Source organism: Streptosporangium sp. NBC_01810 (assembly GCF_035917355.1).
Classification (GTDB): Bacteria; Actinomycetota; Actinomycetes; order Streptosporangiales; family Streptosporangiaceae; genus Streptosporangium.
Genome location: NZ_CP109070.1, coordinates 5,127,045 through 5,150,066, shown reverse-complemented (window position 1 = coordinate 5,150,066; position 23,022 = coordinate 5,127,045). Strand labels below are relative to the sequence as shown.

43 protein-coding genes are annotated in these 23,022 nt (G+C 68.4%); 42 read left to right on the top strand and 1 reads right to left on the bottom strand.

Annotated elements, in window-relative coordinates:
• Positions 1-4: 4 nt before the first annotated feature.
• The 32 genes from OIE13_RS22755 (at position 5) to OIE13_RS22600 (ending at position 16,719) form a co-directional block, all read left to right on the top strand.
• Positions 5-397, top strand: coding sequence for a hypothetical protein (locus OIE13_RS22755; RefSeq protein ID WP_326828737.1), 393 nt, complete (start codon positions 5-7; stop codon positions 395-397).
• Complete coding sequence (locus OIE13_RS22750) at positions 394-795, top strand: hypothetical protein (protein ID WP_326828736.1); 402 nt, start codon at positions 394-396, stop codon at positions 793-795. Before OIE13_RS22755 ends, OIE13_RS22750 begins: the two co-directional genes overlap by 4 nt.
• Positions 792-1,127, top strand: coding sequence for a hypothetical protein (locus tag OIE13_RS22745; RefSeq protein WP_326828735.1), 336 nt, complete (start codon positions 792-794; stop codon positions 1,125-1,127). The genes OIE13_RS22750 and OIE13_RS22745 overlap by 4 nt, the downstream gene beginning before the upstream one ends.
• A complete protein-coding gene (locus OIE13_RS22740; RefSeq protein WP_326828734.1) occupies positions 1,124-1,483 on the top strand; it encodes a hypothetical protein in 360 nt (119 codons plus the stop codon). Before OIE13_RS22745 ends, OIE13_RS22740 begins: the two co-directional genes overlap by 4 nt.
• Positions 1,476-1,784, top strand: a complete 309-nt coding sequence (locus OIE13_RS22735) for a hypothetical protein (RefSeq protein WP_326646581.1) — start codon at positions 1,476-1,478, stop codon at positions 1,782-1,784. Before OIE13_RS22740 ends, OIE13_RS22735 begins: the two co-directional genes overlap by 8 nt.
• Positions 1,781-2,035, top strand: a complete 255-nt coding sequence (locus tag OIE13_RS22730; protein WP_326646582.1) for a hypothetical protein — start codon at positions 1,781-1,783, stop codon at positions 2,033-2,035. The genes OIE13_RS22735 and OIE13_RS22730 overlap by 4 nt, the downstream gene beginning before the upstream one ends.
• On the top strand, positions 2,032-2,421 hold the full coding sequence (locus OIE13_RS22725) for a hypothetical protein (protein WP_326828733.1): 390 nt from the start codon (positions 2,032-2,034) through the stop codon (positions 2,419-2,421). The genes OIE13_RS22730 and OIE13_RS22725 overlap by 4 nt, the downstream gene beginning before the upstream one ends.
• Positions 2,414-3,205 carry a hypothetical protein gene (locus OIE13_RS22720; RefSeq protein ID WP_326828732.1) on the top strand — a complete coding sequence of 264 codons (792 nt, stop codon included), beginning with the start codon at positions 2,414-2,416 and terminating at the stop codon, positions 3,203-3,205. Before OIE13_RS22725 ends, OIE13_RS22720 begins: the two co-directional genes overlap by 8 nt.
• Positions 3,205-3,621 carry a MerR family transcriptional regulator gene (locus tag OIE13_RS22715; RefSeq protein WP_326828731.1) on the top strand — a complete coding sequence of 139 codons (417 nt, stop codon included), beginning with the start codon at positions 3,205-3,207 and terminating at the stop codon, positions 3,619-3,621. The genes OIE13_RS22720 and OIE13_RS22715 overlap by 1 nt, the downstream gene beginning before the upstream one ends.
• On the top strand, positions 3,618-3,782 hold the full coding sequence (locus OIE13_RS22710) for a hypothetical protein (protein ID WP_326828730.1): 165 nt from the start codon (positions 3,618-3,620) through the stop codon (positions 3,780-3,782). The genes OIE13_RS22715 and OIE13_RS22710 overlap by 4 nt, the downstream gene beginning before the upstream one ends.
• The gene (locus OIE13_RS22705) at positions 3,779-4,729 is read left to right on the top strand and encodes a hypothetical protein (RefSeq protein ID WP_326828729.1); all 951 of its coding nucleotides are present in this window, start codon (positions 3,779-3,781) and stop codon (positions 4,727-4,729) included. The genes OIE13_RS22710 and OIE13_RS22705 overlap by 4 nt, the downstream gene beginning before the upstream one ends.
• A complete protein-coding gene (locus OIE13_RS22700; RefSeq protein ID WP_326828728.1) occupies positions 4,726-5,148 on the top strand; it encodes a hypothetical protein in 423 nt (140 codons plus the stop codon). Before OIE13_RS22705 ends, OIE13_RS22700 begins: the two co-directional genes overlap by 4 nt.
• Positions 5,145-5,843, top strand: coding sequence for an HNH endonuclease (locus OIE13_RS22695; RefSeq protein ID WP_326828727.1), 699 nt, complete (start codon positions 5,145-5,147; stop codon positions 5,841-5,843). Before OIE13_RS22700 ends, OIE13_RS22695 begins: the two co-directional genes overlap by 4 nt.
• Positions 5,840-7,348: a DNA methyltransferase gene (locus OIE13_RS22690; protein ID WP_326828726.1), complete on the top strand. Its 1,509-nt coding sequence runs from the start codon at positions 5,840-5,842 to the stop codon at positions 7,346-7,348. The genes OIE13_RS22695 and OIE13_RS22690 overlap by 4 nt, the downstream gene beginning before the upstream one ends.
• A 159-nt stretch (positions 7,349-7,507) precedes the next feature.
• Positions 7,508-7,720, top strand: a complete 213-nt coding sequence (locus OIE13_RS22685) for a hypothetical protein (RefSeq protein ID WP_326828725.1) — start codon at positions 7,508-7,510, stop codon at positions 7,718-7,720.
• Between the two features lie 80 nt (positions 7,721-7,800).
• Positions 7,801-8,154 (top strand): hypothetical protein, encoded by a 354-nt coding sequence (locus OIE13_RS22680; protein ID WP_326828724.1) that lies wholly within the window; start codon positions 7,801-7,803, stop codon positions 8,152-8,154.
• 90 nt (positions 8,155-8,244) lie between these two features.
• Positions 8,245-8,892: a hypothetical protein gene (locus tag OIE13_RS22675; RefSeq protein ID WP_326828723.1), complete on the top strand. Its 648-nt coding sequence runs from the start codon at positions 8,245-8,247 to the stop codon at positions 8,890-8,892.
• Positions 8,889-9,059: a hypothetical protein gene (locus tag OIE13_RS22670; protein ID WP_326828722.1), complete on the top strand. Its 171-nt coding sequence runs from the start codon at positions 8,889-8,891 to the stop codon at positions 9,057-9,059. The genes OIE13_RS22675 and OIE13_RS22670 overlap by 4 nt, the downstream gene beginning before the upstream one ends.
• Positions 9,056-9,763 carry a hypothetical protein gene (locus OIE13_RS22665; RefSeq protein ID WP_326828721.1) on the top strand — a complete coding sequence of 236 codons (708 nt, stop codon included), beginning with the start codon at positions 9,056-9,058 and terminating at the stop codon, positions 9,761-9,763. The genes OIE13_RS22670 and OIE13_RS22665 overlap by 4 nt, the downstream gene beginning before the upstream one ends.
• Entirely contained in the window at positions 9,760-10,185 is a 426-nt protein-coding gene (locus tag OIE13_RS22660) for a hypothetical protein (RefSeq protein WP_326643015.1), read from the top strand. Before OIE13_RS22665 ends, OIE13_RS22660 begins: the two co-directional genes overlap by 4 nt.
• Positions 10,178-10,513 (top strand): hypothetical protein, encoded by a 336-nt coding sequence (locus tag OIE13_RS22655; protein ID WP_326828720.1) that lies wholly within the window; start codon positions 10,178-10,180, stop codon positions 10,511-10,513. Before OIE13_RS22660 ends, OIE13_RS22655 begins: the two co-directional genes overlap by 8 nt.
• Entirely contained in the window at positions 10,506-11,063 is a 558-nt protein-coding gene (locus OIE13_RS22650; protein WP_326646606.1) for an HAD domain-containing protein, read from the top strand. The genes OIE13_RS22655 and OIE13_RS22650 overlap by 8 nt, the downstream gene beginning before the upstream one ends.
• A complete protein-coding gene (locus tag OIE13_RS22645; RefSeq protein ID WP_326646607.1) occupies positions 11,060-11,251 on the top strand; it encodes a hypothetical protein in 192 nt (63 codons plus the stop codon). Before OIE13_RS22650 ends, OIE13_RS22645 begins: the two co-directional genes overlap by 4 nt.
• On the top strand, positions 11,248-11,496 hold the full coding sequence (locus OIE13_RS22640) for a hypothetical protein (RefSeq protein ID WP_326646608.1): 249 nt from the start codon (positions 11,248-11,250) through the stop codon (positions 11,494-11,496). Before OIE13_RS22645 ends, OIE13_RS22640 begins: the two co-directional genes overlap by 4 nt.
• On the top strand, positions 11,493-11,657 hold the full coding sequence (locus OIE13_RS22635) for a hypothetical protein (protein ID WP_326828719.1): 165 nt from the start codon (positions 11,493-11,495) through the stop codon (positions 11,655-11,657). The genes OIE13_RS22640 and OIE13_RS22635 overlap by 4 nt, the downstream gene beginning before the upstream one ends.
• A complete protein-coding gene (locus OIE13_RS22630) occupies positions 11,654-11,824 on the top strand; it encodes a hypothetical protein (protein WP_326828718.1) in 171 nt (56 codons plus the stop codon). The genes OIE13_RS22635 and OIE13_RS22630 overlap by 4 nt, the downstream gene beginning before the upstream one ends.
• A gap of 8 nt (positions 11,825-11,832) precedes the next feature.
• Positions 11,833-12,258, top strand: a complete 426-nt coding sequence (locus OIE13_RS22625) for a hypothetical protein (protein WP_326828717.1) — start codon at positions 11,833-11,835, stop codon at positions 12,256-12,258.
• Positions 12,255-13,091 (top strand): hypothetical protein, encoded by an 837-nt coding sequence (locus OIE13_RS22620; RefSeq protein WP_326828716.1) that lies wholly within the window; start codon positions 12,255-12,257, stop codon positions 13,089-13,091. Before OIE13_RS22625 ends, OIE13_RS22620 begins: the two co-directional genes overlap by 4 nt.
• A gap of 127 nt (positions 13,092-13,218) precedes the next feature.
• Complete coding sequence (locus OIE13_RS22615) at positions 13,219-14,325, top strand: hypothetical protein (protein WP_326828715.1); 1,107 nt, start codon at positions 13,219-13,221, stop codon at positions 14,323-14,325.
• Positions 14,318-14,596 (top strand): hypothetical protein, encoded by a 279-nt coding sequence (locus OIE13_RS22610; protein ID WP_326828714.1) that lies wholly within the window; start codon positions 14,318-14,320, stop codon positions 14,594-14,596. Before OIE13_RS22615 ends, OIE13_RS22610 begins: the two co-directional genes overlap by 8 nt.
• A 189-nt stretch (positions 14,597-14,785) precedes the next feature.
• Positions 14,786-15,685, top strand: coding sequence for a WhiB family transcriptional regulator (locus OIE13_RS22605; RefSeq protein WP_326828713.1), 900 nt, complete (start codon positions 14,786-14,788; stop codon positions 15,683-15,685).
• Positions 15,682-16,719 (top strand): hypothetical protein, encoded by a 1,038-nt coding sequence (locus tag OIE13_RS22600; protein WP_326828712.1) that lies wholly within the window; start codon positions 15,682-15,684, stop codon positions 16,717-16,719. Before OIE13_RS22605 ends, OIE13_RS22600 begins: the two co-directional genes overlap by 4 nt.
• A 5-nt stretch (positions 16,720-16,724) precedes the next feature.
• Here OIE13_RS22600 and OIE13_RS22595 read toward each other — a convergent pair whose 3' ends face one another.
• Entirely contained in the window at positions 16,725-16,973 is a 249-nt protein-coding gene (locus OIE13_RS22595; protein WP_326828711.1) for a hypothetical protein, read from the bottom strand.
• 165 nt (positions 16,974-17,138) lie between these two features.
• Here OIE13_RS22595 and OIE13_RS22590 point away from each other — a divergent pair, with 165 nt between their 5' ends.
• The 10 genes from OIE13_RS22590 (at position 17,139) to OIE13_RS22545 (ending at position 23,010) form a co-directional block, all read left to right on the top strand.
• On the top strand, positions 17,139-17,708 hold the full coding sequence (locus tag OIE13_RS22590; protein WP_326642986.1) for a hypothetical protein: 570 nt from the start codon (positions 17,139-17,141) through the stop codon (positions 17,706-17,708).
• Positions 17,709-18,533 (top strand): hypothetical protein, encoded by an 825-nt coding sequence (locus tag OIE13_RS22585; protein ID WP_326642984.1) that lies wholly within the window; start codon positions 17,709-17,711, stop codon positions 18,531-18,533. It abuts the gene before it with no gap.
• Positions 18,533-20,134 carry an AAA family ATPase gene (locus OIE13_RS22580; RefSeq protein WP_326642982.1) on the top strand — a complete coding sequence of 534 codons (1,602 nt, stop codon included), beginning with the start codon at positions 18,533-18,535 and terminating at the stop codon, positions 20,132-20,134. The genes OIE13_RS22585 and OIE13_RS22580 overlap by 1 nt, the downstream gene beginning before the upstream one ends.
• Before the next feature lie 2 nt (positions 20,135-20,136).
• Complete coding sequence (locus tag OIE13_RS22575; protein WP_326642980.1) at positions 20,137-20,544, top strand: single-stranded DNA-binding protein; 408 nt, start codon at positions 20,137-20,139, stop codon at positions 20,542-20,544.
• A 19-nt stretch (positions 20,545-20,563) separates the two neighbouring features.
• Positions 20,564-21,061 (top strand): hypothetical protein, encoded by a 498-nt coding sequence (locus tag OIE13_RS22570; RefSeq protein ID WP_326828710.1) that lies wholly within the window; start codon positions 20,564-20,566, stop codon positions 21,059-21,061.
• Between the two features lie 220 nt (positions 21,062-21,281).
• Entirely contained in the window at positions 21,282-21,485 is a 204-nt protein-coding gene (locus OIE13_RS22565; RefSeq protein ID WP_326828709.1) for a hypothetical protein, read from the top strand.
• On the top strand, positions 21,482-21,658 hold the full coding sequence (locus OIE13_RS22560) for a hypothetical protein (protein ID WP_326828708.1): 177 nt from the start codon (positions 21,482-21,484) through the stop codon (positions 21,656-21,658). Before OIE13_RS22565 ends, OIE13_RS22560 begins: the two co-directional genes overlap by 4 nt.
• Positions 21,655-21,939 carry a hypothetical protein gene (locus tag OIE13_RS22555; protein ID WP_326828707.1) on the top strand — a complete coding sequence of 95 codons (285 nt, stop codon included), beginning with the start codon at positions 21,655-21,657 and terminating at the stop codon, positions 21,937-21,939. The genes OIE13_RS22560 and OIE13_RS22555 overlap by 4 nt, the downstream gene beginning before the upstream one ends.
• A 139-nt stretch (positions 21,940-22,078) precedes the next feature.
• Positions 22,079-22,624, top strand: coding sequence for a hypothetical protein (locus tag OIE13_RS22550; protein ID WP_326828706.1), 546 nt, complete (start codon positions 22,079-22,081; stop codon positions 22,622-22,624).
• Entirely contained in the window at positions 22,621-23,010 is a 390-nt protein-coding gene (locus OIE13_RS22545; protein ID WP_326642968.1) for a hypothetical protein, read from the top strand. The genes OIE13_RS22550 and OIE13_RS22545 overlap by 4 nt, the downstream gene beginning before the upstream one ends.
• Positions 23,011-23,022: the final 12 nt, after the last annotated feature.

Below are 23,022 nucleotides of genomic sequence, written 5' to 3'. Positions count from 1 at the left end.
AGTCATGACCACCAGTATCGCCCACGCGCCGGCGGTTGCCCCGTCGGTCGCCGTGATGACCGCCGAGGAGTTGGCCGCGTTCGCGAAGCGGCTCACGACGCTGCCCATCGCCGCGGAGGAGCGGCGCCTCGTGTTCAGCCTCTTCGCGGAGGCGGTCGAGGCGATCGCCTCCACGGCCAACACGATCACCTACGGCATCACCGAAGAGACACCGGTTTGCGGTCTGCTGGCCTCCCCGGACGGGGTGTTGCCGCTGGAGGGGCAGGCGGTGTTCGAGGCGTCGGACGCGGCGGGGCTGCTGGCGCAGGCTCGGGACGGGTTCCGAGAGGCGGCGCAGGCCGTCGAGGAGCTCGACCGTCTCGCGTCGCTCGCCGCACAGGGCGGAGGCCGGGCATGAGCGACTCCCCGATCACCGTGCGCCTGCCGCTGGCCATGCTCGACCTGCTCGTGCCCGACGGCTCGACCCTGCCTCTGGCCTGGGTCGTGCTGCTGGGCCACCGCGAGCAGATCCAGACGACGCCCGACGGGCGCCCGGTGTACGGCGACGTCACCAGCTGGCAGCCGATCCTGCCGGTGTCCTACGAGGGCCGCGCGGTCGCGGTCGCCGAGCGCCTGGGAGCGGCGTCGCTCGGCAGCGAGCCGGACCAGTGGCTCTGGTACCCGGCGACCGACGACGGCGACCTGCCCATCACGGAGCTGTGGGGCGTGGTCGACGGCAACGATGTGCGGCCCGAGGTGGCCATCGCCCCGCTGACGGCGCTGCTGGCCGAGTCCCAGGACGGGGGCCAGTCGTGAGCGCTCCCGCCCTGGAGGCCGTCACGATGCTGGCCGCCCGCCAGGTCCTCACCGCCGCCGCCGACCTGCTGGAGACGACCTATCAGGCGCCCCGGGTGACGTCGGTGGACATCACCCGCGTGGTCATCGAGGCCGCTGACCGAGTGCTGCCCGGCGACCGGTCCGCCGCCTACCACCTGGCATGCGACGCCCTGGACGCCCTGTCCGCTCACCGGCGGGAGCTGGGTGAGGACCCCAAGGCGCTGGACCGCTGGAGCACCGTCTACAGCCGCGTCGAGATGGTTGCGCAGATGCGCGCCGCCGCCGAGCAGGCCCCGGCGGTGACGGCATGACCGCCAACCCGACGCTGACCGGCCAGCAAATCGCGGCCCACGCCCTGCTCGACCTGCTGGGCCAGGACCTGCCGGGCGCGACCTGGACCCTCTGCCTCTACACGGGCTTGCTCAGCGGGCAGACCGACCACCAGCCGCCGCTCAGCGAGCGGCGGGCCGCCATCACCCGCTACGCGGAGGTCCTCGACGCCACCCCCGAGGTGCACCGCTACCGCAACCCGACCCCTGACCACGCCGGGCGCCTTGGCGTGGACGCCGAGTACCTCGGCGCGCGGATCCGGGTGTGGGTCACGCTCACGGAGGCGGACGGCGCCGAGCTCGACGCCGAGCAGGCCCTGGCGGTGGCTGATGCCTGAGATCCGCATCCCCGAGGGGCCGATCGAGACCGAGCCGTGGGACGCGATCCGCACCGCCCCCGGCGAGTCCCTGACCGCCGCGTGCCGCACCGCCCTGCTGCGCGAGATGGGCGGCATGGAGGTCGGTGACTGGGATGACGAGCTCCTGGGCTGGCTCGCCAACCAGGACCCGTCCGTCGTCGCCACGATCTGCTCCTGGCTGCGGCGGGTCCGCACCCTCCCGCTACCGGCCATCCCGACCGTGCGCGACGCCACCGAGGCCGAATACCGCGCCGAGCAGACCAACGAGGAGCAGGCATGAGGACCGAAGCCGCCCCGCAACCCGCTGACCGTGTCTTGGCTGCGGTCGCTCAGGTGCTCGTCTACCTAGGTGACGTGCCGCATGACCGCGTCATCATGGCCGCCGCTGTGCTCGCTCGCCGGCAGCCTGAGCTGACCTCGGAGCAGGCGGTGATCACCGCCGCCAACGGGATGTGGGACGCCGATGCCCGCGCCGCGTGGAACGAGGGGCGCAAGCTGCTCGATGAGGCTGAGGCGCGGGTGGTCGCGTGAGCGCCCTGACCGTGTCCAGCCTCGTCGTGGAGGCCCGCCCGTCGGCGGTTGAGGTGGCTGTGCTCCATCTGCCGCCGGGGTCGCTGGCCCGCGTGCACCACCCGGACAGGACCCGCGAGTACACGCCCGGCTTTCCCGACATCCCGTACTACGTGGTGGTTCCCGGCGACAACTCCGCGATCGGGTGGGGGTGGAACGTCGGCTGGTACGGGTCCCTCACCGGGGTCCGGAACGGGCGTCACCGCCTGGACCGGGACGCCTGGCACGCGGCGGCGAAAGCGCTGAGCGCCGCGTCCGTCGTCTACGTGCGCTACGAGGCACTCACCTACTACAGCGCCACCCGGTGGACCGCCGTCGGTGTCCGCGTCGAGGGCACCCATGTCTGAGGTGATGACGCAGGTGCCCGACGTGGCACGCCTGTTCACAGAGCGGGCTCTGGACGCCTGCGCTTCCTACTGGAGGCGCGGCGCCACCGAGATGCGGCTCGGACAGCCCATGTTCCGGATCGCGGGCACCGTGCATGACCAGCTCGTCCCGGACGGGATCGCGAACCCGTACTGGGAGGTGATCCGCCAGATGCCCTCGACGGACGAGCGGCACTGGCAGGGCGTCACCCCGTACGGGTACGAGCGGGATCTCGGGATCAGCCGCAACGACGTGGTCTCCACCTACTCGTGGTCGATCCCCAGCCCTGGCGACATCACGTGGATCACGGATGTCCTCGCCGGGCGTGGCGTGGTCGAGGTCGGCGCGGGGTCCGGGTACTGGGCGTGGCAGCTCTCCCAGGCCGGGGCGGATGTCATCGCCTACGAGCCGAACGAGGCGGCGGACAACAAATTCGTCGGCGTCATCGAGCCCTACCATCCACTGCTGCGAGACGACGCCTCTGCCGCCGGGAGGCACCCCGACCGGGCGCTGTTCATGTCCTGGCCGTCGTGCGGCGGCCCGTGGGCCGCGCATGCCCTCGCCTCCCACAAGGGCGACCTGTTCGTCTACGTCGGCGAAACCCACGGCGGATGCTGCGGCGATGATGACTTCTTCGACCTGCTCGACGCCGAGTGGGACGAGATCGGCGACAGCCCGCACCACCGCACGTGGTGGGGAATCAACTGCCGTCTGATCGCTTACCGCCGGAAGCGGGCCGCCGCTGTGCAGGGCGGTGAGCAGTAGTGGGCGCCCCCGCTGTCCTTCCCGCCGCGGTCTCCTGGCCGCAGGGTGTGACGCATCTGCGTTCCGGCGGGGTTGCCGCCCTGCTGGAGGTCACTCCGCGCCGGGTGGCGCGCTGGCAGACCCTCGGACTGATCACCGCGTCGGCACTGACCGAGGGCGGGCATCGCCGCTTCACCCGCGAGGACGTTGAGGCGTTCCTCCGGGAGGCGGCCACCACTGGCCGCCTCACCGCGGGGGACATCGTGTCCTGCCCGGCATGGCACGACGGCGGTCCCGTCCGGGTGCTCGACGTCACCCCGAGCGGACGCAACAGGATGCACGTCCGCTGGCAGGACGTCGCAGCCCACGGCCACGCCAAGGTCATCGCGACCGGCCGTAACCGGCTCGTTCGCCGCCTCCACCAGGGGGCTGCATGAACCACGACGAAGACGCCATGAGCGCCTACCTCGCCCGCGAGTGGCCGCCCATCGTCTCACTCCCGGACCCGGTCACGGACCCGGTTGAGCGCTACGAGCGGCTCATCGAGTGGGCCGACGACCGCCACGACTACGACGATCAAGGAGACGACCAGCAGTGACCATGGTCGAGGTTGAGCAGCGGGAAGCGCTGCTCAAGCTGAGGGAGCCGTTCCCAGACGAGCAGATCGGCAAGCTCCCGCGCGTCACCTGCCCGGACTGCTCAAGCCCGCGGAGGGCCTGCACGGAGAAGGGGCACCGCAAGGAGCGGTGCCAGATCTGCAACGCCTACACCTTCAACAAGCACATCCACATCGACTACGTCGGCCACGCAGACGTCACCGAGCGCCTGCTGGACGTGGACCCGTTCTGGTCATGGGAGCCGTTCGCCCTCGACGAGACCGGGCTGCCCTCGCTCGACACCGACCAGTTCGGCGCCCCGGTCGGCATGTGGATCCGCCTCACCGTGTGCGGCGTCACCCGGCCCGGCTACGGCTCGGTGCCCTCAGGCCAGCACGACGCGGTCAAGATCCTCATCGGTGACGCTCTGAGGAACGCCGCGCAGCGGTTCGGTGTGGCGCTGGCCCAGTGGCAGAAAGGCGACCGCGACAACCCCGCCGCGGAGAACCCTGTCGCTGATCCCGGGCAGCGCGCGGCGCCGAAGCACCAGGCGGCGCAGGCCCGGATCGTCGTGGACACCGAGTGGGTCGCCGAGTTCGAAAAGCGCCTTGCCGAAGCCGACCTGGACAACGTTCCCCGGTTCCGCCAGGACGTCATGGACGCCATGCGCGCCGAGCGGCTCAACGCCGACGCGGCGAACCGGCTGCTGGACCTCGTGAGGCAGAAGCAGCAGGCGTTGAACGCGCCGGCCGATGGGTTGCCGCGGAATCAGGACGGCACGATCGCCCGCCGTCAGGTGACCGACGAGCAGCTCGCCGCGGTCGGCACGATGACAGGCCCGGAGAAGAGCGACCACAACCGGCTTGTGAAGGACGTCATGTCCACCCCGAAGACCGCTGAGCGTGGGCGTGCGGTTGAGGACCAGTGGGCCGCAGGCGGTGCCTCATGACCGAGATGCCCGTGGAGCCTGACCTCCACTTCCTCGACGAGGACGCTGTCCTCACCCCGCCCGAGGCGGAGCGGTACCTGAAGCAGGTCCGCAACGAACTGGCTCGTGCGCAGATCTCGCTTCGACGCCTGCGGTATGCGGAGTTGAAGCTCAAGAAGGAGCACACCGAGGCCAGAACGGCACTGATGTTCTCGGCGGAGTGCCCCCAGGTCGGCCGCGGCGAAGGTCACGTGACGGTCGACGAGCGTGACCTGTGGATCAACGCGCGCATCCCCTGCCACTGGACGTACGAGTCGTCCCAGGTCCAGCGGAAGAACGCTGAGGACTACCTGCACACCGTCGGCAAGCAGGTCTCCATCGCTCAGTCGCTGAACAACGCGGCCAAGGAGCTGTACAACTCCAGCGGCGGCGGCCGGTGAGTGTCTCTGACAAGGTTCGCCAGGCCGTGCTGGAGCGCGACGGCCACGCCTGTGCTGCGTGCGGCAGGTCGATCATCGGCCGCCAGTATTCGCTGCAGCACCGCCGTGCTCGGAAACGCGGGGGAAGCCGCCTGTCGTGGATTGACCAGCCGCAGAACCTCGTGACCTTGTGCGGGTCGGCGACCTCGCCCGGCGGGTGTCATCTGCGGATGGAGTCGCGTGCTTCGGAGGGGCAGACGCTCGGCTACGTCATCTCGGAGTGGCCGGAGATCGACCCCCGGTTCGTCCCCGTGCATGTGGTGGGCGAGTTCGGCACCTCCAAGGTGTGGCTCACCGCGGATGGCGGGCTCAGCAACGATCCGCCGGCGGACGCGGTCGAGTTCCAGGACCTGCTGTTCTGCCCTGACTGCCGGGTGGTGAAGCTTCACCACTTCGAGTGCGACACCGCGGCGTGCATCCGGTGCGCGTCAGTGCAGCGGGTGAATCCGTCGCTGGTGGTGCCAGTGATCGAGGTCGTGTTCTGCCCGTGGTGTAAGGCCACCTTGCCGGCTGCTCACCCGTGTGTGGTCGACGCGGGTACCCGCTGCTTGAACCGGCGCGACGGGATCGTCTGCGGCACCTGCCGCGGATGCTACGCCGCTACGCAGGCGGACCCGAGGTATGGGTCTCCGTCGGACCTGGACGTGCCCGCGTGAAGCCCTACTACGAGGACGCCGCGGTGACCGTGTATCACGGCAAGAGCGAGAAGATCCTCCCTTTGCTGGCCGACGCGTCGGTCGACGCCATGGTGACCGACCCGCCCGCAGGGATCGCGTTCATGGGCCGTACCTGGGACGCGAACAAGGGCGGTCGACGCCAGTGGATCGCGTGGCTCACCGACGTCATGGAGCAGGCGTACCGGGTCCTCAAGCCGGGAGGCCACGCCCTCGTATGGGCATTGCCCCGCACCTCGCACTGGACCGCGACCGCGTTGGAAGACGCTGGGTTCGAGATCCGCGACTGCATTGTCCACATCTACGGGTCGGGGTTTCCCAAGTCTCTGGACGTGGGCAAGGCGATCGACCGGCAGCGCAACGACCGCGACGTGATCGTCGGCGTCACCGCGTTCGTTCGTCAGGCCCGCTTGTCGTCCGGTGTGACCATCGCTGAAATCGATGCTGCGTTCGGTACCAATGGCATGGCATGGCGCTGGTCCACTGTAAAGGAAAGCCCCGCCGTACCCAACTGGGAGCAGTGGCTCAAGCTCAAAGGCTTACTCAAGTTCGGCGACGACATGGACGTCGATGTGTGGCGGCTGAACGGGCGCAAGGGGCAGCCCGGCGATGCGTGGGCGGCCCGGGAGGTCATCGGCGAGCGGACCACCGGGATCGGTACGGGACGTGGTGCTGTCGCCTACATCGGCGACAGCGAAGACCGCGCTCTCACCGCGGCGGCGACGGAAACGTCGAAACAGTGGGAAGGGTGGGGGACAGCGCTCAAGCCAGGCCAAGAGCATTGGTGGCTGATTCGGAAGCCCCTCGTGGGGACCGTGGCCAACACGGTGCTGACGTACGGCACAGGCGCACTCAACATCGACGCCTGCCGGACCGCTGGAGAAAAGGTCCGTACGACGCGCAACACCGCGCTCGGCGTGATGAACGATGACGGATGGCAGCCAACGCCCGCCGTATTCGAGTCGCACGATGAGGGGCGCTGGCCGACGAACCTGGTTCTGTCTCATTCGGCGGGTTGTGCCGAGGGGCAGGTGTGTGAGGCGGACTGCCCGGTCGGCGAACTCGACAGGCAGAGCGGGGTACGGCGTTCCGGTGGGGACGTCTCAGGCAACGAGCCGAGCACCCGCTTCACCGACACCTACAGCGAGATCAAAGCCCGCGTCCCTTTCACTAAACACCGAGACGAGGGCGGCGCGTCCCGCTTCTACCCGACGTTTCGCTACCAGGCCAAAGCCCCCGCCAGCGAGCGGCCGAAGGTCGGCGGCGTCGCACATCCCACCACGAAGTCCCTCAACCTCATGCGCTGGATGTGCCGCCTCATCGCTCCGCCCGCCGGGGTCGTGCTCGACCCGTTCGCCGGCTCCGGCACCACGTTGGAAGCCGCACTCGCTGAAGGCTTCCACGCCATCGGGGTGGAGCAGGAAGCCGACTACCTGCCGCTGATCATGCATCGGCTGTCCAAAGATCTACAGCTCCCCATCCTCTGACCCCATGGTGGCCCTGCGCTCTCGGGGGTGCAGGGCCAACACCACCCACCCACCCACCTACCTCCTTGGAGAGATCTCCGTGAAAGCCCTGGTCCTCTCCGCCGCTCTTGTTGCGGCGGCGTCCTGCTCACCTCCGCCGAGCCCACCTCCCCGTGGGGTGTGATCCACGGCGACACCGCACGCGAACCCGCCCTCACCTACATCCCCTACCTGGATGAGCGGGGCCAGGTTCTCGCTCGCCATGAGCAGGCCGAGGCCGTACTGCGCATCGCGGAGTGGGCGACGGACGCCGCCGAATTCCGGGATCTGCTGGACATGCTGGGCGTGGATCTCGAATCGCTGCGCGACCTTCTTGCCGGGAGCATCCAGTGAGCGCCGACGCCATGGCCGTCGCCCGCCACATCCTCGACACCTTCCCACTTCCCCCTTCCTCCTGAACGGAGACCACCTCCATGTCTGAGAACACCGGTGTTGAGCGGGAGACGCTCTCCATCACCATCCCGCCCGGCGCTACCGAGGTCACCCGGTGGCTGGTGTCGGCCTACTGCGCTCCGCTCGCGATGCGAGACAGCCGCGAGGAGGCGTGTGAGCTCGTCGAGAAGACAGAGCGCGAGGAGTACGAGGGCGACGTCGAGCTCTTCTGGCACGAGCAGGACCCGACCGTGCCCGGCGGTCCGGAAGAGCTGTACGCCGTCGAGGGCGGCGTCGAGGTGACCACCGAGTACACCGTCGCCCCCATCACCATCCGCGTCGGCGGTGAGAGGGAGCCTGCTCCGGCTGCCGTCCGTGTGATCAAAGACTTCTGAACCTCGCACGGTCCCGGATCTCCCCGATTGAGGCGAGGAGATCCGGGACCGCCCCCCAATCCAACCACCCCCCGAACAACGGAGATCCGAATGCAGTCCCGCAACGACCAGGCCCCCGTGGAGTGGCCGACCGACGAGGCCCGCCGCACCGTCGTGCAGCACAACCAGACCGCGTGGCACCGCCATACCGAGGCCGCTCGCGGACGCCGGGAGCAGGCCGAAAGGCTCGGCATGGAGATCGGAGTCAAGGCGCAGGAGTTGGAGGAGCTGCGCCAGAAGATCGACGCGCTCATCCAGGAGAAGCAGAAGCAAGACCACTACGCCGGACTGGAGCAGACCTCAGCGGACGGGTTCGCCATCGCGTTGGCAGCGTTGGGGGAGCAGCTCCCTCCTCTCCAGGACCGTCTCGTGGCGGGGACGCCGGGCATGTCGCCGTTGGAGGCTGCGGCGCACGCGGCGGCATGGGCGGACATGGCGCCGACCGGATTCCACCAGACGCTGGCGGCTTCTCCGCAGGGCGATCCTCAGGAGCACGCGGCGGCGTTCGGCGGCGCCTTTTCGCCGCACGCCGAGCGGCCCGCCGATGGCTACTGCATCAACTGCGGAGAGCCCGCCTGGCGCGAACCGGTGCATCCGGAGAACGCGCCGAAGGGCGCCAAGCACGGCTTCGGCGCGTCCTGCACGAACGACCCCAATCAGGTGGCCGACCTCGGCGACACCCCCGGACCTCTCCGGTGACCCGCCTGGAGGCGTTCCTCGCTGCCCTCGCCTCGGTGATCCTGCCCGCCCCCAAAGGACGCCACCACCCCGCCCGGGTGGCCGCGTCGGCGGCTGTCTCGGACGACACCGCCCCCATCCCTATCCCCGCCCTTGCACGTAACCCGTACCCGCAGGAGAACCGATGAGCAGCCCTCTTACTCCGCCCACCCCGCAGGGCGTCGCCGACTTCCTCACCTCGGCTGACAACTCCTTCCGCGAGGGACTGAACGGCTGGCCGTCCCTGACCGCCAAGGGCAACGTGGTCGAGATCAAGGTGACCCCCACCGACGAGGACGGCGACGAGGACGAGGACAACGCCGTCCACTTCCGCGCGGTCGTCGTCGAGGGCGAGCAGACCCCGATCGTGTTCGACCGCGCCACGTTCGAGCGCCGCATCAACGAGCGGTTCGACAACGCGATCAACAAGCTGGGCTTCGCCGCCCCCGAGATGTGGCCCGCCCACATCGCCGCCCTTCGCGAGCAGATCCTCAACCTGGACTTCGACCTTGAGGCCGCCCAGAGCGACACCGGCGACACCCTGATCCGCATCACCGCAGACGAAGCGGTCGCTGCCATCACCGCCGCCGCCCACAAGGTGACCGACGACTTGTCCCCCGACTGGGGGCGGACGCTCATTCACGGCATGGTCGCCGGACACGGCATGGGCGCTGGAATGCGCGTCCGCTGGGACCTGCACAACGCAATCCACGAGGTGCGTAAGGCGAGCAGCGTCGCCTGGACGGACGACCCGTCCGGGCACGAGATGACGATCCACGACGACAAGGACAGGCCGCTCATCCGGTTCAACGTGAAGCGCCCCACGTCCACCGGAGAGGCGGAGACCCGATGAGCACCGAGACGCCCGAGCAGGTGACGCACCTGTGGGAGATCGACCACCCGTACTACTGCTCCGAGGGCAACTTCTACAAGGTCGGCCTGGCGAACAGGTTCGAGTCGTGGACGGAGTTCACCGAGACGCTGTTCTACAGCGGCGACCACGACCAGAACCTGGTGTTCCGCTGGGACTGGCACTCCTGGCGCCGCCACCCTGACCCGGACTTGCGCAGCGACTCCCCGGACGAGCTTGAGCTGTTCTTCGTGCTCCAGCGCAAAGCCATCTTGTGCAGCGCGACCATCCAGATCACGGACGAGGACGAGCCCGCTGTCCGCGCGTGGCTGGCCGATCGGGCGAAGACCATCACCTCCATGTGGGCGCCGCTCGACCTCGCTGCCTCCCTGTCCGACACCGGAGAGGCGGACACCCGTGGCTGAGCCGATCAACCCTGGCGACCACGACCCGGACCTGATCCGCGCCGTTGGCGAGAGGCTGAACGAGCACTGGCCGCACCTCCTCAACGACGGCGTCCAGTACCGCGTCGCGGTGGACGCCCTCGACGGCGCCGTGCAGTACCAGGACAACGTCCTCACCCGACTCCGCGACGCCGAGACCGAGCGCGACACCTACCGCTGCGCCTTGGTCGCTCTGGTCCGCCACGTCGATACCGCGCTCTACCGCTCCTACTACGAGCGCCTTGTGCCCGCTGACGTCCTCGCTGAGGCACTCGACACCCCCGCCACGACGGAGACGACCGATGTCTGAGCCCCTGCCCGCGTCCGAACTGGACGCCATCCGCCCGCTGATCCTGATCGACGTGGATGGAGTTTTGAACCCGTTCCGCAAGCCCGGACCCGAGTGGATCCGCACGAAGTGCTCGGCCGGCGGACGCTCCTACAACATGATCCTCAACCCCGAGCACGGGCCGAAACTCCTCGCGGTGGCCGCTGAGACCGGCGCGGAACTCGTGTGGGCGACCACGTGGGAACACGACGCCAACCGGGAGATCAGCCCGAAGATCGGCCTGCCCGGGCTGCCGGTCATCGAGGTGGAGCGCGACAACCAGCACCTCCACCTGCACGACCCGGTCCGCCACAAAACACCGCACGTCGCCGCCTGGGTGAAGGGTCGCCCGTTCGTCTGGTTGGACGACTACCTCACCGACCGCGACGAGGCATACCTGCGTGACCACGAAGGCGTCGGCGACTTCTTGATCATCCACGTGGATGACGGGCTCGGCATCACTGACGACGACCTCGCCGAAGCCGCCGCATGGCTGACCGAGCACGCAGCCGCAGGGGAGGGGGAGAGGTGAGGCTCCGTCCCTTCGTGGTCGGTTTGGCTGGCGGGATCACCGCGGGCCTCGGTGTGCTGGTGCTGCGCCTGATGCAGCCCGCCAGCCTGGACTTCTCACCGTTCGTCTACGTCGCCGTCGCGAGCCTCGTGCTCGCGGCTGCGGCCGGCGTGTGGCATCTCATCCTGGCCCGCTGGGGGCGTCGATGAACGTCCCCTTGTGGCTCCTCATCCCCGGCATCCCCTTGGCGCTCATCGGCGCCGTCGTCGTCGCCTTCGCCGGAGCGATGCTGGCCGACGAGATCCGCCTCGCCCGCCGCCGACGAGACCGCCTGGTCCCGGCTCGGCCGACGCTGGAACTCCTCACAGACCCCGACTACAACCCCGACCTCGACGACGAGTCGGTGGGCGGGCTGGTCGTCGACCACCGACTCAACGGGTGGAGACCTCGTTGAGCGCCTGGACCTTCGGCGCCCTGGTGCTGGCGGGCGGCTTCCTGGCTGCCCGCCTCTCCCCGGACGACCCGCTCACCGAAGCCCTCGCCGCCGCGCTCCACGCAGAGGTTGACGGCTTGGAGCCCACCATCACCTGCACCCCGAAGGAGGAAAAGCAATGATCGCCGCTGGTATCGCGCTGATCGCCCTCCCGTTCATCGTGATCGTCACGGTCATGGTGCGAGACGTGGGATGGCAGTTCACGGCTGCCTGCTGGGCGTTCTCATTGACTGTCACCGCCGTCGTTGCGGCTGGCGCCTGGCTGATCGAGGCGGGACTGGCCGGATGATGCCCCTCGTGTCCCGTCTCGTCTCACTGGGGCGAGCGGCCGGAATCCAGCAGCAGCACATCGCCGCGGAGCTCGGTCTCGGCGCGAAAGCCGGGCCGACCAGGGTGAGCGCCTGGGTGGCTGGGACTGCGATCCCGAACGTCGGCCACACCTGCGGCTGGTCCCGTGCCGTCGGCTACCGCGCGGTCGTCCAGCGCGACGGCACGGTGATTGGTGACTTCCTCGACGTCTGGCCCACGGCGGGGCAGCTGCGCGAGGCTGCGGGGCTCAGCCGGGCGGACGTGGCCGCTTGCCTGTACGTCCAAAACTCTTGGGCGCATGAGGTGGAACAGAAAGCAGGCCCGCGGACACGGCTCACCACCGCTGTGCAGTACCTCGGCGTCCTCGGATGCGAGATCACCCTGGAGCCGCTCGGCGAGGAGGAGACGGCATGATGTCCGACCGCGAACACGGCTACGCCCGCTACAAGCTGGACGGCTGCCGCTGCTACCCGTGTGCTGCGGCCATGAGCGACTATGTCCGCAACCGTAAGCGTGCCATCGCCTACGGTCGGTGGGAGCCGTATGTGGACGCCGAGCCTGTTCGAGTCCACGTCAAGACGCTGTCTGAGTTCGGCATCGGCTGGAAGCGTGTGGCCGCTCTCGCCGGGATCTCTTCCGGCAGCATGTCTAAGCTCCTGTACGGCGTCCCCAGTCAGGGGCGTGATCCTTCGAAGCGGATCCGCCCCGAGGCCGCCGTGAAGATCTTGGCGATCGAACCCACACTCGACCTGCTCGGGGCTGCGGTGTCGATCGATGCCAGTGGGACGCGGCGCCGTCTTCAAGCGCTGGTCGCGACGGGATGGTCCCAGTCGAAGCTAGGCGTTCGGCTCGGGATCGATCCGCAGAACTTTTCCAGCATGCTGCGTCGCGCCAAGGTCCTCGTTGGCACGGCTCGCGCCGTACGTGACCTGTACGACGAGCTGTGGGATCAGGCGCCGCCGGAGGGCACCCACCGCGACAAGATCGCCGCTTCCCGTGCCCGTAACCACGCCGCGACCAAGAGCTGGTTGCCGCCACAGGCATGGGACGACGACCTCATTGACCTCCCCGACGACGCGCTGAAGGCCGAGCTGGACCGGCTGGTCGCGCTCATGGACGACGCCGAGGTGTCCCGCTGCGCCGTCGCCTGCTACAGGCAGGGCGAAAAGTCGGTGCTGATCGCCGCGGGTGCTCGCGAGCATTCGCGGCGCTGCAAGGCCAAGACGAGAGCCGGAGCCGCCGCGTGATGACCTCCCGCCCGTACTGCTGCTCCCTCGCGGAGTGGGAGGGCTCCGACGCCGAGCATGCCCGGACGTGCCCAGAGAGGCGAGCCGAGGAAGTCGCCGAGCGCGCTACCCCAGACGAGGTGGCGTCGTGAATCCGGTAGACAACGCCTCGCACACCCGCCCGCTGATCAAAGCGCTCCGCGGCCATGTCGACGCGGTCACCGCCTCCATGGCCGGCAGCGGACCGATGCATGGCCAACACGGTCGCCTCGAAGCGGTCCGCCCGGCCGCGGTCGCCTGGGTGTACTACTCCGTCCTGGTGGCGTGGGCCGAGGACCACCAGCTCGTGAACCCGTGGCTGCGAGACGTCACCCCGAAGCTCCGCTCCGCCGTCCTCAATCGGCCCGGCGGCGCGCTCGGCTGGCTGTCTGCGGCGATCAACTCTCTCGCCGCACACCCGGCGACACAGTGCCTGTTGGACCCGCGCTACTCCCAGCTTCGCGACCACACACCGTCCGACGAGGCATGCCGGGACCTCATCGAGTGGTGGAGCAGCGACGCTCCGAGTCTCGCCTACCAGGTTGAGGACGGGCCGACGTCGATCTCCGGGTGGCTGCCCGGCGACCTGCTTCAAGCACTGTCCGCCGAGCGGGTCAAGACGTTCGCGTTCGCTCAGACGCCGTGGTGGATCGCGGACGGCATCCTCGACCTCACCCTCGTCCCCGCCGCGGGCGAGTTCCGCGGCGAGCTGCTGCGCACGATCGACCCGACGTGCGGCACCGGCCACATGCTGACCCGCACCATCGACTACCTGTGGGAGTGGTACACCACCGGGGCGCTCGCCTGCCGTCAGATGAAGAAGGAAGGCGTGTCCGGCGGCCCCGTGCTGGAGCCTGCTGAGGCGATCCGCCGCATCCTCGCCGGTGTCGACGGCTGCGAGATCGACCCGCTCACCGCCGCCGTCGCCCGACTCCGGGTCGTGGTCGCGGTCGGTGACCTGATGCACCGGTCCGGCCTGCTGCCCGTCCTGCGCCTCGACACCATCCCGCGGTTTCATCCGCGGGTTGTCGTCGGCGACTCCCTGCTCGCGGGCGTGGCCACAGAGCAGGAGTACGCCCAAGTCCACCCAGCCCTGGCCGACGTCCACAACCTCGGCCTCCCCGCGGAGAAGCCCGCACCCGCCCCTGTCTCGCCTCGACCTCGCACGGTGGTCACGGCGCAGCTCGACTTGTTCGGAGAGGTCGCCCATGCCTGAGTCCACCCTGACGCTCCCTGAGAGTGCTGTGAGCGTCGCTGCCCTGGTGGCTGAGGCGTACGCCGCCCATGAGGCCCACGCCCGGCAGCGTTTCGCCCGGGACGCGGCGCGCACGTTGCGTGCGATGCGGCCCGCGGTACACGACGAGGCCACCCGGGCGGCAGCCGCAGCATTCGACGCTGCCGCCCGGGTGGTGTTGATGCTCGCCGGCCTGGACGCCGGACAGGGGCGGACGGCCCCGGACGCCCTCGCGGAGGTGGGCCGTGACTAGCTGGAACATCTCCTCTCTCAGCCTGCAGATCGGCACGTGCGCCACATGCGGCAAGAAGTCTTACGGGACCCGCAGCGCCGCGAAACGAGCTGGCCGTGCCCTGCACCCGGATGCGCGTATGCGCGCCTACCAGTGCGGCATCTTTTGGCATCTGACGAGCTCTCCCCGCAAGCAGCAGGGAGGCGGCCGATGAGCGCGAAAGCAGGAGTGCACCGCGGCGCCCGCGCGAGTCGCCGGCTGACGTGGTCTTGGCACGATGACGCGCAGTGCTGGGGCGAGGACCTCGCGCTGTTCTTCGGCCCTGACGGTGAGCGTCAGCCCGGGCGTGACGTCCGCGAGCGTAAGGCCAAGGCGATCTGCGCCCAGTGCCCTGTTCGGGCCGAGTGCCTGGACTACGCGCTGTCCCGTCCAGAGAAGTACGGCCTCTACGGCGGCATGAGCGAGGAAGAGCGCGCCAATGCTCGTCGCCGAGAGGCCCGCCGAACCGCGCCGGCCCCGCCCGCCCCGCACAAGCTCAGCAAACGCGACGCCGGCCTGTACGAGGCGAGCATCCTCCTCATGGACCGCCGCAAGCTGTCCTTGGCCGTAGCTGCTAAGCAGCTCAAGGTGAGCGACCGCGAGCTGCGAGCGCTCCGCCGCCGTGGCCGCCAGGCGAACTGTGCGGAGGATCCGCAGGAATGGGAAGGCGACCAGCCCGGCGCTCCTGACGAGACGCCGGAAGAGACGTCTTCCCGGGCAGAAGCGCTGCTGGAAAACGGCGCGGAGATCGTCAAGCAGGGCCACACGTGGGAGCAAGCCGCAGAACGTCTTGGGGTGACCTCCAAGTATCTGCGGAGGCTGCGTTACGAGGCCCGCCGTGACCTGGCGGAGAGCCTGCTAGAAGTCAGCAGAAGAGAAGCAGACTCCGTTGCCGTAGAACTGGCCCGCCTGTCGGCGGAGAACCGCCAACTCCGTGCAGCCCTCATGCAGATCGCCGAGCAGACCATCCAGGCGCCGCTGAACCGGCTCGCTCACCAAGCACTCGGACACGAGCCAAGCCTGCACACAGTGGCGCTTCTCGCCGAGTTGGAGGAGGAGGCGTGGTGGTGAACAGCGCCCGGAAAGAAGTGAATCAGCTGATCCGCGACGCCCGGAAAGCCGGGCTGCGCGCCGAGTTGCAGGGCCGGAAGTGGCAGCTGACGAACCCGGAAACCGGCGGCCGGGTCCTAGTGCCGACGCAGGGCGCCGGACGGAGCCTGTCTCACCTGCGCGCTGATCTACGGCGCCTCGCGGAGCCGCCGGCGCCGATGGCTGCTGCGGTGGCGCCCGCCCGTGTGGAGGAGGAGTACGACGTGGCGATGCCGGTTGAGGAGCTGCTGGGGCTCGCCGCGAAGCAGGGCGTGCGGGCGGAGGTCCGCGGCGGCCTGCTGGCCGTGTCCGGCCCGTTCGACGCTGAACCTCTGGCCCGCCTGCTACGGGATCGCTCCGTTGAGGTGCTCGCCCATTTGTCCCCCCGAGTTGAAAGTGAGGTCGAGGTGCCGAAGATCCGAGACGTCGCCCACATCGACATCCCCGCCCCGGTGAGGAACGTCGCCGGCGACGCGCAGGAGTTGTGGCGCATCATCCGCGGCCTGGCCGCAGAGCAGGGCGACGAGGCGCACCCGAATGCCGGGGTCCAGGGCGTTATGTGGCGCGGCGCCCTGGCCCGTGTGGTGCGGGAGGCAATGCCGCAGTGGGCGGACGACTACCGCAAAGACGTGTCCGTGTATTTGGAGCGCTCAGGCCATATGAAGTGCCAGTCGCGTAACGCGAACCCGCCGGTGTGGTGGGTGCGACCTGAGTGGAACAACGGAGGACTGACTGTGACGAAGACCGCGGCCAAGGCGAAGGCGACGCCCAAGCCGAAGACACCCGAACCTGCCCTGGCCGCGGGCCTGGCGGACGCCGCGGACCCGTTGACGATGCTCCAGGCCGTCGCCAAACGCGTCTCCGACGCCGAAACCCGCGCCGACGACGCAGAGCTGATGGCCGCCATGTTGGAGGAGGAGCTGACGAAGGTCCGCGGGGAGCGAGACGAGTACAAGGCGCAGCTCGACCAGTTCCGCGACACATTCCGAGTCCTCGCTGGAGGCGGAAAAGCGTGAGCCCCTCACTCAGAAGCAGGGGAGCCGGAGGAGTCGGGCGTGGTCTTGCGCCGGCCGCGGGGCCGGGGGCCAAGCGCCTCGCGCACGATCTTCGCGACGTAGTCCATGGAGTACGTGAAGTTGATCATCTTCGTGATGTCGGTCGCGGTTTCACCTTGCTGGGCAGCCTTAATGATCGCCTCGCGCAGTCGCTTGGGCGCCTCGTTGTAGGCGTGCGCGGCTTCCAGGAGTTCAGCGGTCACTTCGGCATCCACCTTCTCAGCGTCTCATGTGCCCATTACCACAACCCGATGATAAGACACGCAACTTGTTCGCGCATCCGAAACCCGTGAGACTAACACGCACTGAGTACGTATAATCTAGAGAGCGCTGTCCCTCCCTTCACAGCTAGCGCACAAGCAAGGAAGGTCCCACCTTCGTTGAACCTCAAGGCCGTCCCCTTGACCTACAAGGGGATCAAGTTCCGCAGCAGTCTCGAAGCTGACTGGGCGGCAACGTTCGACGCCGTCGGCCTGTACTGGAACTACGAGCCCATGGCTCTCCAGCTGCCGAGCGGACAGTTCTACCTGCCCGACTTCTTCCTGCCGACCCTGCACACGTGGGCAGAAGTGAAAGGCCCCCACTGGGAGCGCCTGGACAAGGCCATCGAGCTGCGTGACACCCTCAAGGTGGACACAGACTGGCCCGACTGGTTCCGTCACGTCCACGTCGTGATCCTCGAAGCCGCCGGCCCGGGAGACGCAGCCTCTTGGCGCGCACCCGATGACAGCCGCGAGGTGTGGTTCACCGACTGTGGCGGATGCCAGAACTTCACCTGGGTCGAAGAAGACGGGCGCTGCTGGCGTATCGGTTGTCGCCACCAGGGCGGCGGCGACCACCCGCTGTACTACCCGGCCACCGTGGCGACGGGTGTGAACGAAGGTCGATGCACCTTCACCATGACCCGTGCGCCCAGGCCGGAAATCGTCGGCTCGAAGGGCGGTAAGTAGATGGCGCGGATCAGATCCGTCAAGCCGGATTTCTTCACCTCGGAGAAGATCGCCGCACTGCCCATGTCGGCCCGCCTCACGTTCATCGGGCTGTGGACGCATGTCGACGACAACGGAGTCGCGGCGGACAACGTCCGACTCATCACCGCGGCTATCTGGCCGCTCGAAGACGACCCTATGGAAGCTCTCGTGAGGACTCGCGAGGATCTCCAGAGACTCTCCGAGGCATGCCTGATCGTGCGTTACGAAGCCTCCGGAAAGGCTCTCCTGTTCGTCAAAGGCTGGGATGAACACCAGAAGGTGTCCCACCCCGGCAAGCCTCGCTATGTTCGCCCCTCGCAGGAGGACATCGAGCGCGAGGAAGCGATCGCGTTCATGCTGGCCTGCGACAACGCGACCCTTGACGAATCCTCCGGAGAATCTCCGGAGACCCTCGCGAATCCTCCGGAGACCTTCGGCCCTGAGCAGGGAGCAGGGAGCAGGGAGCAGGGAAATAACCCCCCTACCCCCCAGAGGGGGAAACGCGGCTCGCGCCGCGTCGGAGATGACGACCCCGGCTTCGCCCGATTCTGGGAGACCTACCCCCGCAAGGTCGGCAAGGGCCACGCCAAAAAGGCATGGGCCAAAGCCGTCGCTGACGGCGTGGACCCCGAGGACGTCATCGTCGGCGCCGAGCGATTCCGCATGGACCCCACCCGGTCCCGCGACCAGCAGTTCATCGCCCACCCTGCCACGTGGATCAACGGCGAACGCTGGAAAGACCAGGCCCCAGCCCGCGAGGACGTCACGTACCAGCCCTCCGGCGGAGGGTGGTGGAACAACTGATGGACATCCTCCGCGAGATCGTGCTGCCCAAGCTCGAAGGTGTCCGCGCCCAGCACGGCAGCTTCATGGCCCGCTGCCCTGCCCACGACGACGGGAAAGCCAGTCTGTCCCTGACCGTCGGCAAGGAACACCCCGTGGTGTTCCACTGTCACGCAGGATGCGAGCGCGACGACATCCTCGCTGGCATCGGCCTCACCTGGGCTGACGTCTGCAAGGCCAGCGAGAAGGACACCCGACCCAAGGGGGAGTGGACCCCGCGGGGCGACGCCATCGCGGTCTACGACTACGTCGACGAGCAGGGCAATCTGCTGTACCAGGTGCTCCGCACGGCAGACAAGCAGTTCCCCTGCCGGGTGCCGGATTTGTCCCGGCCGAAGGGCTGGAACTGGCGGCTCGGTGACACCCGCCGGGTGCTGTACCGGCTGCCGAAGGTCATCGAGGGCATCCGCGATGGCCACGTCATCTTCATCGTCGAGGGCGAGAAGGACGTCCACGCTCTCGAATCCCACCAGCTCGTTGCGACCTGCAACCCCGGTGGTGGTGGCAAGTGGCGTGCCGAGTACTGCGAGATGTTCCGCGACGCCGACGTCACGATCATCTGTGATCGAGACGACCCCGGCCACGCCCACGCTCGCCAGGTGCGCGACATGCTCCACGGGATCGCCCGATCCATCCGCATCTACGAGCCTGTGGTTGGCAAGGACGCCGCCGATCACATCGCTGCGGGCAAGAAACTCCAGGACTTCGTGGAGATCTGGACCAGCGAGGTCGAGATCAAGCCGGATCTTGCGCCGGACCTGTGGGAGTTCCTCGCGGTCGAGGACGCCGAGTACGACTGGGTTGTCCCCGGCCTGCTGGAGCGCGGCGACCGCTTGGTGTGGACTGGCTTCGAGGGGTTGGGCAAGTCCATGGCGATCCGCCAGATGGCCGTGATGATCGCCGCAGGACTTCACCCGTTCAAGTGGACCGAAATCCCCAAGATGCGGGTCCTGCTGATCGACTGTGAGAACTCTGAGCAGCAGTCGCGCCGCAAGTTCCGGCCACTCGCCGACCTGTCGATCAGCTCCCGGCATCGCGTTCCGGACGGCGCCCTCCGCCTGATCCACAAGCCCGCGGGAATTGACGTCTCCCGCCCGGACGATGCGGCTTGGCTGCTGGAGCGTGTCACCGCCCACAAGCCGGACGTGCTGTTCATCGGCCCCTTCTACCGGCTGCACGCGGGGAACATCAACGACGAGTCCGCGGCCCGCCACACGGTCGGCATCCTCGACATGGCCCGCACCGCAGCCAACTGCGCCATGGTCATCGAGGCCCACGCCGGTCATGGAGAGCAGGGCAAGAACCGCTCCGTCCGACCTGTGGGCTCCAGCCTCCTTCTGCGCTGGCCTGAATTCGGATTCGGCATCGCCCCCGCCTACGAGCCCGACCCGGGAGAACCGTGCCGGACGGTCGAAGTCAAGGCGTGGCGCGGAGCCCGCGACCAACGCGACTGGCCAACCCAGCTCACCTGGGGCGGCGAAGGAAGTTGGCCATGGCAGATCGCCCCCGACCGCATCCACACCCCGCCCAAGGGCTGGGAACCCAACGGAAGGAACAACTGATCATGTCTGCACCGATCACCCTGAACGGCCGCCTAGTTCGCGACCCCGAGCTGAAGTTCACGCCCACAGGCAAGGCCGTGGCCCGCTTCACCGTCGCCACCTCCCGCCGCCGCAAGAACGGCGACCAGTGGGAAGACGTCGACACCACGTTCTGGCCGTGCACCGCGTGGGACCAGCTCGCCGAGCAGGTGTGTGAGAACTTCCGGCAGGGCTCCGCGGTCGTCGTCACCGGCGCCGCCTACCAGAACAACTGGGAGACGGACGGCGAGAAGAAGTCCCGCATCGAGGTGCGGGTCGAAGCCGCCGGCGCGAACCTCCGCTGGGCCAAGCCCGCGGATCGCGCTTCGTCGTCGGCTCCGGCCGCAGACCCGTGGGCGAACGGAGGCGTCCCTGATGCCCCTCCGTTTTAGGCCCCGACTGCCAATTCCGGTGCATAAGACCGAGGAGCGCGCCGAGTGGGCGCTGAGCTACCTCGGCCAGTGGTTCCACGTCGATCGCGAGGTGTGGGGCGCGCACTGTGGTGGACGCCGACTCCGCATCGACGCGGTCATGAAGCCCCGAGACGCTTCGGCATGGAAGGACGATGCACCCGTGTTTGGCGTCGAGTTCAAGCTGACCACGGCCGGGAGTGACACGCGGGAATTCACCTCATGGGTCGCACAAGCAGTGGACTACACCCACGTCTACTGGCAAGGCTACGGGCGGCTGAAGATCTTCACCTGCCCTTCTCCCTTCGTAGCCCTCGCCGAACGTGACGGCGGTGACTTGATGGCCAGAATGCTCGGGCAACTCGGCGTCGGGGAGCTCAGTCCTATCCAGCACCGAGGCTGGGCGCTGCTCCTCAACGATCACGTTGTCTGGTGTGAGGCTGACGGTCCTGTCGCAGCCAAACAGTGGAGTATCCGCTCTCGGGTTGGCAGTCGATGACCATCGCTGAGATCGCTGACCCGTGCCCGGCATGCCAGGGGTGCATGCCGGGCTACGGCCCGGATGACCTGGTGTGTACGTGCGGTACGGACTGGGCTCAGCCCGGCCTGGTCCCGGTGTGGGTGCCCGCGATGAGGCAGTTGATCGGGACGCTCGCGGAGTTGCTGTCTCGTCCTGGTCCTCCGGACCCCGCCCAAGATCGTGAAGCTGAGGAGAAAGCATGACCCGCCTCAACGACGCATCCCGCCAGGCCATAGCCGAGCTCATCGCCCGGCTCGCCCACCTCGGCCGCGACGATCCGACTATCGCTGCCCACCTCAGCATCCCGGTCAGCCAGGTGCGTGCCCTCCGCCGGGAGTTCGACATCAAGCCCGGCGAGACCCGGTGGACACCGCGCCATCAGCCCGGAGGTGAGCCCCGATGACGACCCCGAATGGTTGCGCCTACTGCGGCGTAGAGGCGCGTGAGCACGTTCAGCGGTGGAAGCCGCCGGTGGGCTGGCATCGCTGGGTGGCGCCGTCGCAGGAGCTGATCAAGGGGCGGATGCTCGCCCGCCGGGAAGCCACCAACAACATCAACGAAGGAGAAGCCCGATGAGCACGAAACGCCACCTCGCGGACCTGCTGCCCGAGCCCGCCGACGGCACCGTCTTGGTCATCCGCGTAGGGGACACCTACGGGGTGATCCAGCGAGACGACGCCACGGCCTCCCAGTGGAGCGAGGACGTGGCCGAGCGCTGGCTCAACGCCAGCGACGTGGATTCCGACCCGCTGGAGTGGCGGGTGGCGCTGGAGTACGTGGACGAGGTGTTCCCGTTGGGGGTCGCTCTCGCCTCTCCTGTCTCAGATGCCTCAGGAGAGCCCCCAGTGATGCCGTAGAGCGGCGCGCACGCGTCTCGGGTCTACGGCTTCCACCCGGATTCGTCCGGGCTTCTACGGCCTTCTGAGCCGCGCAGCAGTTCGCAGGTTGGGGCTCCAACCGAAAACAAGATCGACAAGCAGCTATGAAAGGGCTCCGATGACCGACCTCCGCCAGCGTCTCAACGACGCATTCAAGGCCTCCGCCTACGCCTGCGATGGCGAATGCGGACTCTCCGAAGACGACTGTCGGGCGCCGATCACTTGGGCCGGAAGCGCCCGAGAGGGCCGGGACAACGAGGTCGTATGGATCGAGGGCGACACGGGAGCGATCGCCGGCGTGTGCGCCGCGGTCATCGCCCCTGAGCTGCACCGGTCCTCTGCTGCTGCTCGGGAGTGCGCCCGCAACACCGACCTGCTCTCCGAACTCGTCCGCGCCGTCCTGCTCATCGCCCACAAGCACGGACCCGTGTCCGCGGTCCGGGTGCTGAGCGAGCGCGCCGCTGACTTCGACGGGCTGCTCGATGGCCTGGACCTGCCTGCCGCCACTCCGCTGGCACCCGCCCCGTCCGGCCTCGCGCCCTGGGATGACGGGACGTGCGGTGACTGCGCGACCGGCAAGTGCCACGGCACCGAGTCCGACGACTGCGGCTGTGCCCGCCATGAAGTCAGCCAGCCAGACATCGACGACGAGGTTTGGCTGTGACCGCGCGCACGTTCACCGTGTGGCACTGCGACGCCAGCTGTGACGCCTCCGCCCTGGCGGAGACCCCCGGCTGGGTCAAGATCAACTACTCCCACGGGTGCCCTGCCCATGCAGCCGTGATCGCCGCCCACGAGATGTCGGCCACCTGGGGCTACCAGGGCATGGGACGCAACCGGAGCAGGTGGACCGTCCTCTCCTGCTCCTGCGGGCGCTGGCAGTCGGGCAGCCTCCGCGAGGTCGTCGGCCCTGGCCCTGACCGCGAGTACTGGCAGGCGCGAGCCGACCACCTCGCCCACATTAAGGCGAAGGTCGCCGACCCGGATGACCGCTGTTTCGGCTGTGGCGAGATCCACGGCGTAGGGGCTTGCGCGGCCGAGTTCCACTGACCCGCTCTGCCC

What these genes read in the sequence shown, in the direction of transcription:
- OIE13_RS22680 (WP_326828724.1), top strand. Translation starts at nt 7,801, where the DNA reads ATGTCTGAGAACACCGGTGTTGAGCGGGAGACGCTCTCCATCACCATC.
- OIE13_RS22735 (WP_326646581.1), top strand. Translation starts at nt 1,476, where the DNA reads ATGCCTGAGATCCGCATCCCCGAGGGGCCGATCGAGACCGAGCCGTGG.
- OIE13_RS22730 (WP_326646582.1), top strand. Translation starts at nt 1,781, where the DNA reads ATGAGGACCGAAGCCGCCCCGCAACCCGCTGACCGTGTCTTGGCTGCG.
- OIE13_RS22675 (WP_326828723.1), top strand. Translation starts at nt 8,245, where the DNA reads ATGCAGTCCCGCAACGACCAGGCCCCCGTGGAGTGGCCGACCGACGAG.
- OIE13_RS22640 (WP_326646608.1), top strand. Translation starts at nt 11,248, where the DNA reads ATGAACGTCCCCTTGTGGCTCCTCATCCCCGGCATCCCCTTGGCGCTC.
- OIE13_RS22750 (WP_326828736.1), top strand. Translation starts at nt 394, where the DNA reads ATGAGCGACTCCCCGATCACCGTGCGCCTGCCGCTGGCCATGCTCGAC.
- OIE13_RS22650 (WP_326646606.1), top strand. Translation starts at nt 10,506, where the DNA reads ATGTCTGAGCCCCTGCCCGCGTCCGAACTGGACGCCATCCGCCCGCTG.
- OIE13_RS22665 (WP_326828721.1), top strand. Translation starts at nt 9,056, where the DNA reads ATGAGCAGCCCTCTTACTCCGCCCACCCCGCAGGGCGTCGCCGACTTC.
- OIE13_RS22575 (WP_326642980.1), top strand. Translation starts at nt 20,137, where the DNA reads ATGTCTGCACCGATCACCCTGAACGGCCGCCTAGTTCGCGACCCCGAG.
- OIE13_RS22580 (WP_326642982.1), top strand. Translation starts at nt 18,533, where the DNA reads ATGGACATCCTCCGCGAGATCGTGCTGCCCAAGCTCGAAGGTGTCCGC.
- OIE13_RS22720 (WP_326828732.1), top strand. Translation starts at nt 2,414, where the DNA reads ATGTCTGAGGTGATGACGCAGGTGCCCGACGTGGCACGCCTGTTCACA.
- OIE13_RS22605 (WP_326828713.1), top strand. Translation starts at nt 14,786, where the DNA reads ATGAGCGCGAAAGCAGGAGTGCACCGCGGCGCCCGCGCGAGTCGCCGG.
- OIE13_RS22740 (WP_326828734.1), top strand. Translation starts at nt 1,124, where the DNA reads ATGACCGCCAACCCGACGCTGACCGGCCAGCAAATCGCGGCCCACGCC.
- OIE13_RS22560 (WP_326828708.1), top strand. Translation starts at nt 21,482, where the DNA reads ATGACGACCCCGAATGGTTGCGCCTACTGCGGCGTAGAGGCGCGTGAG.
- OIE13_RS22565 (WP_326828709.1), top strand. Translation starts at nt 21,282, where the DNA reads ATGACCCGCCTCAACGACGCATCCCGCCAGGCCATAGCCGAGCTCATC.
- OIE13_RS22660 (WP_326643015.1), top strand. Translation starts at nt 9,760, where the DNA reads ATGAGCACCGAGACGCCCGAGCAGGTGACGCACCTGTGGGAGATCGAC.
- OIE13_RS22550 (WP_326828706.1), top strand. Translation starts at nt 22,079, where the DNA reads ATGACCGACCTCCGCCAGCGTCTCAACGACGCATTCAAGGCCTCCGCC.
- OIE13_RS22700 (WP_326828728.1), top strand. Translation starts at nt 4,726, where the DNA reads ATGACCGAGATGCCCGTGGAGCCTGACCTCCACTTCCTCGACGAGGAC.
- OIE13_RS22555 (WP_326828707.1), top strand. Translation starts at nt 21,655, where the DNA reads ATGAGCACGAAACGCCACCTCGCGGACCTGCTGCCCGAGCCCGCCGAC.
- OIE13_RS22755 (WP_326828737.1), top strand. Translation starts at nt 5, where the DNA reads ATGACCACCAGTATCGCCCACGCGCCGGCGGTTGCCCCGTCGGTCGCC.
- OIE13_RS22610 (WP_326828714.1), top strand. Translation starts at nt 14,318, where the DNA reads ATGCCTGAGTCCACCCTGACGCTCCCTGAGAGTGCTGTGAGCGTCGCT.
- OIE13_RS22620 (WP_326828716.1), top strand. Translation starts at nt 12,255, where the DNA reads ATGATGTCCGACCGCGAACACGGCTACGCCCGCTACAAGCTGGACGGC.
- OIE13_RS22710 (WP_326828730.1), top strand. Translation starts at nt 3,618, where the DNA reads ATGAACCACGACGAAGACGCCATGAGCGCCTACCTCGCCCGCGAGTGG.
- OIE13_RS22585 (WP_326642984.1), top strand. Translation starts at nt 17,709, where the DNA reads ATGGCGCGGATCAGATCCGTCAAGCCGGATTTCTTCACCTCGGAGAAG.
- OIE13_RS22630 (WP_326828718.1), top strand. Translation starts at nt 11,654, where the DNA reads ATGATCGCCGCTGGTATCGCGCTGATCGCCCTCCCGTTCATCGTGATC.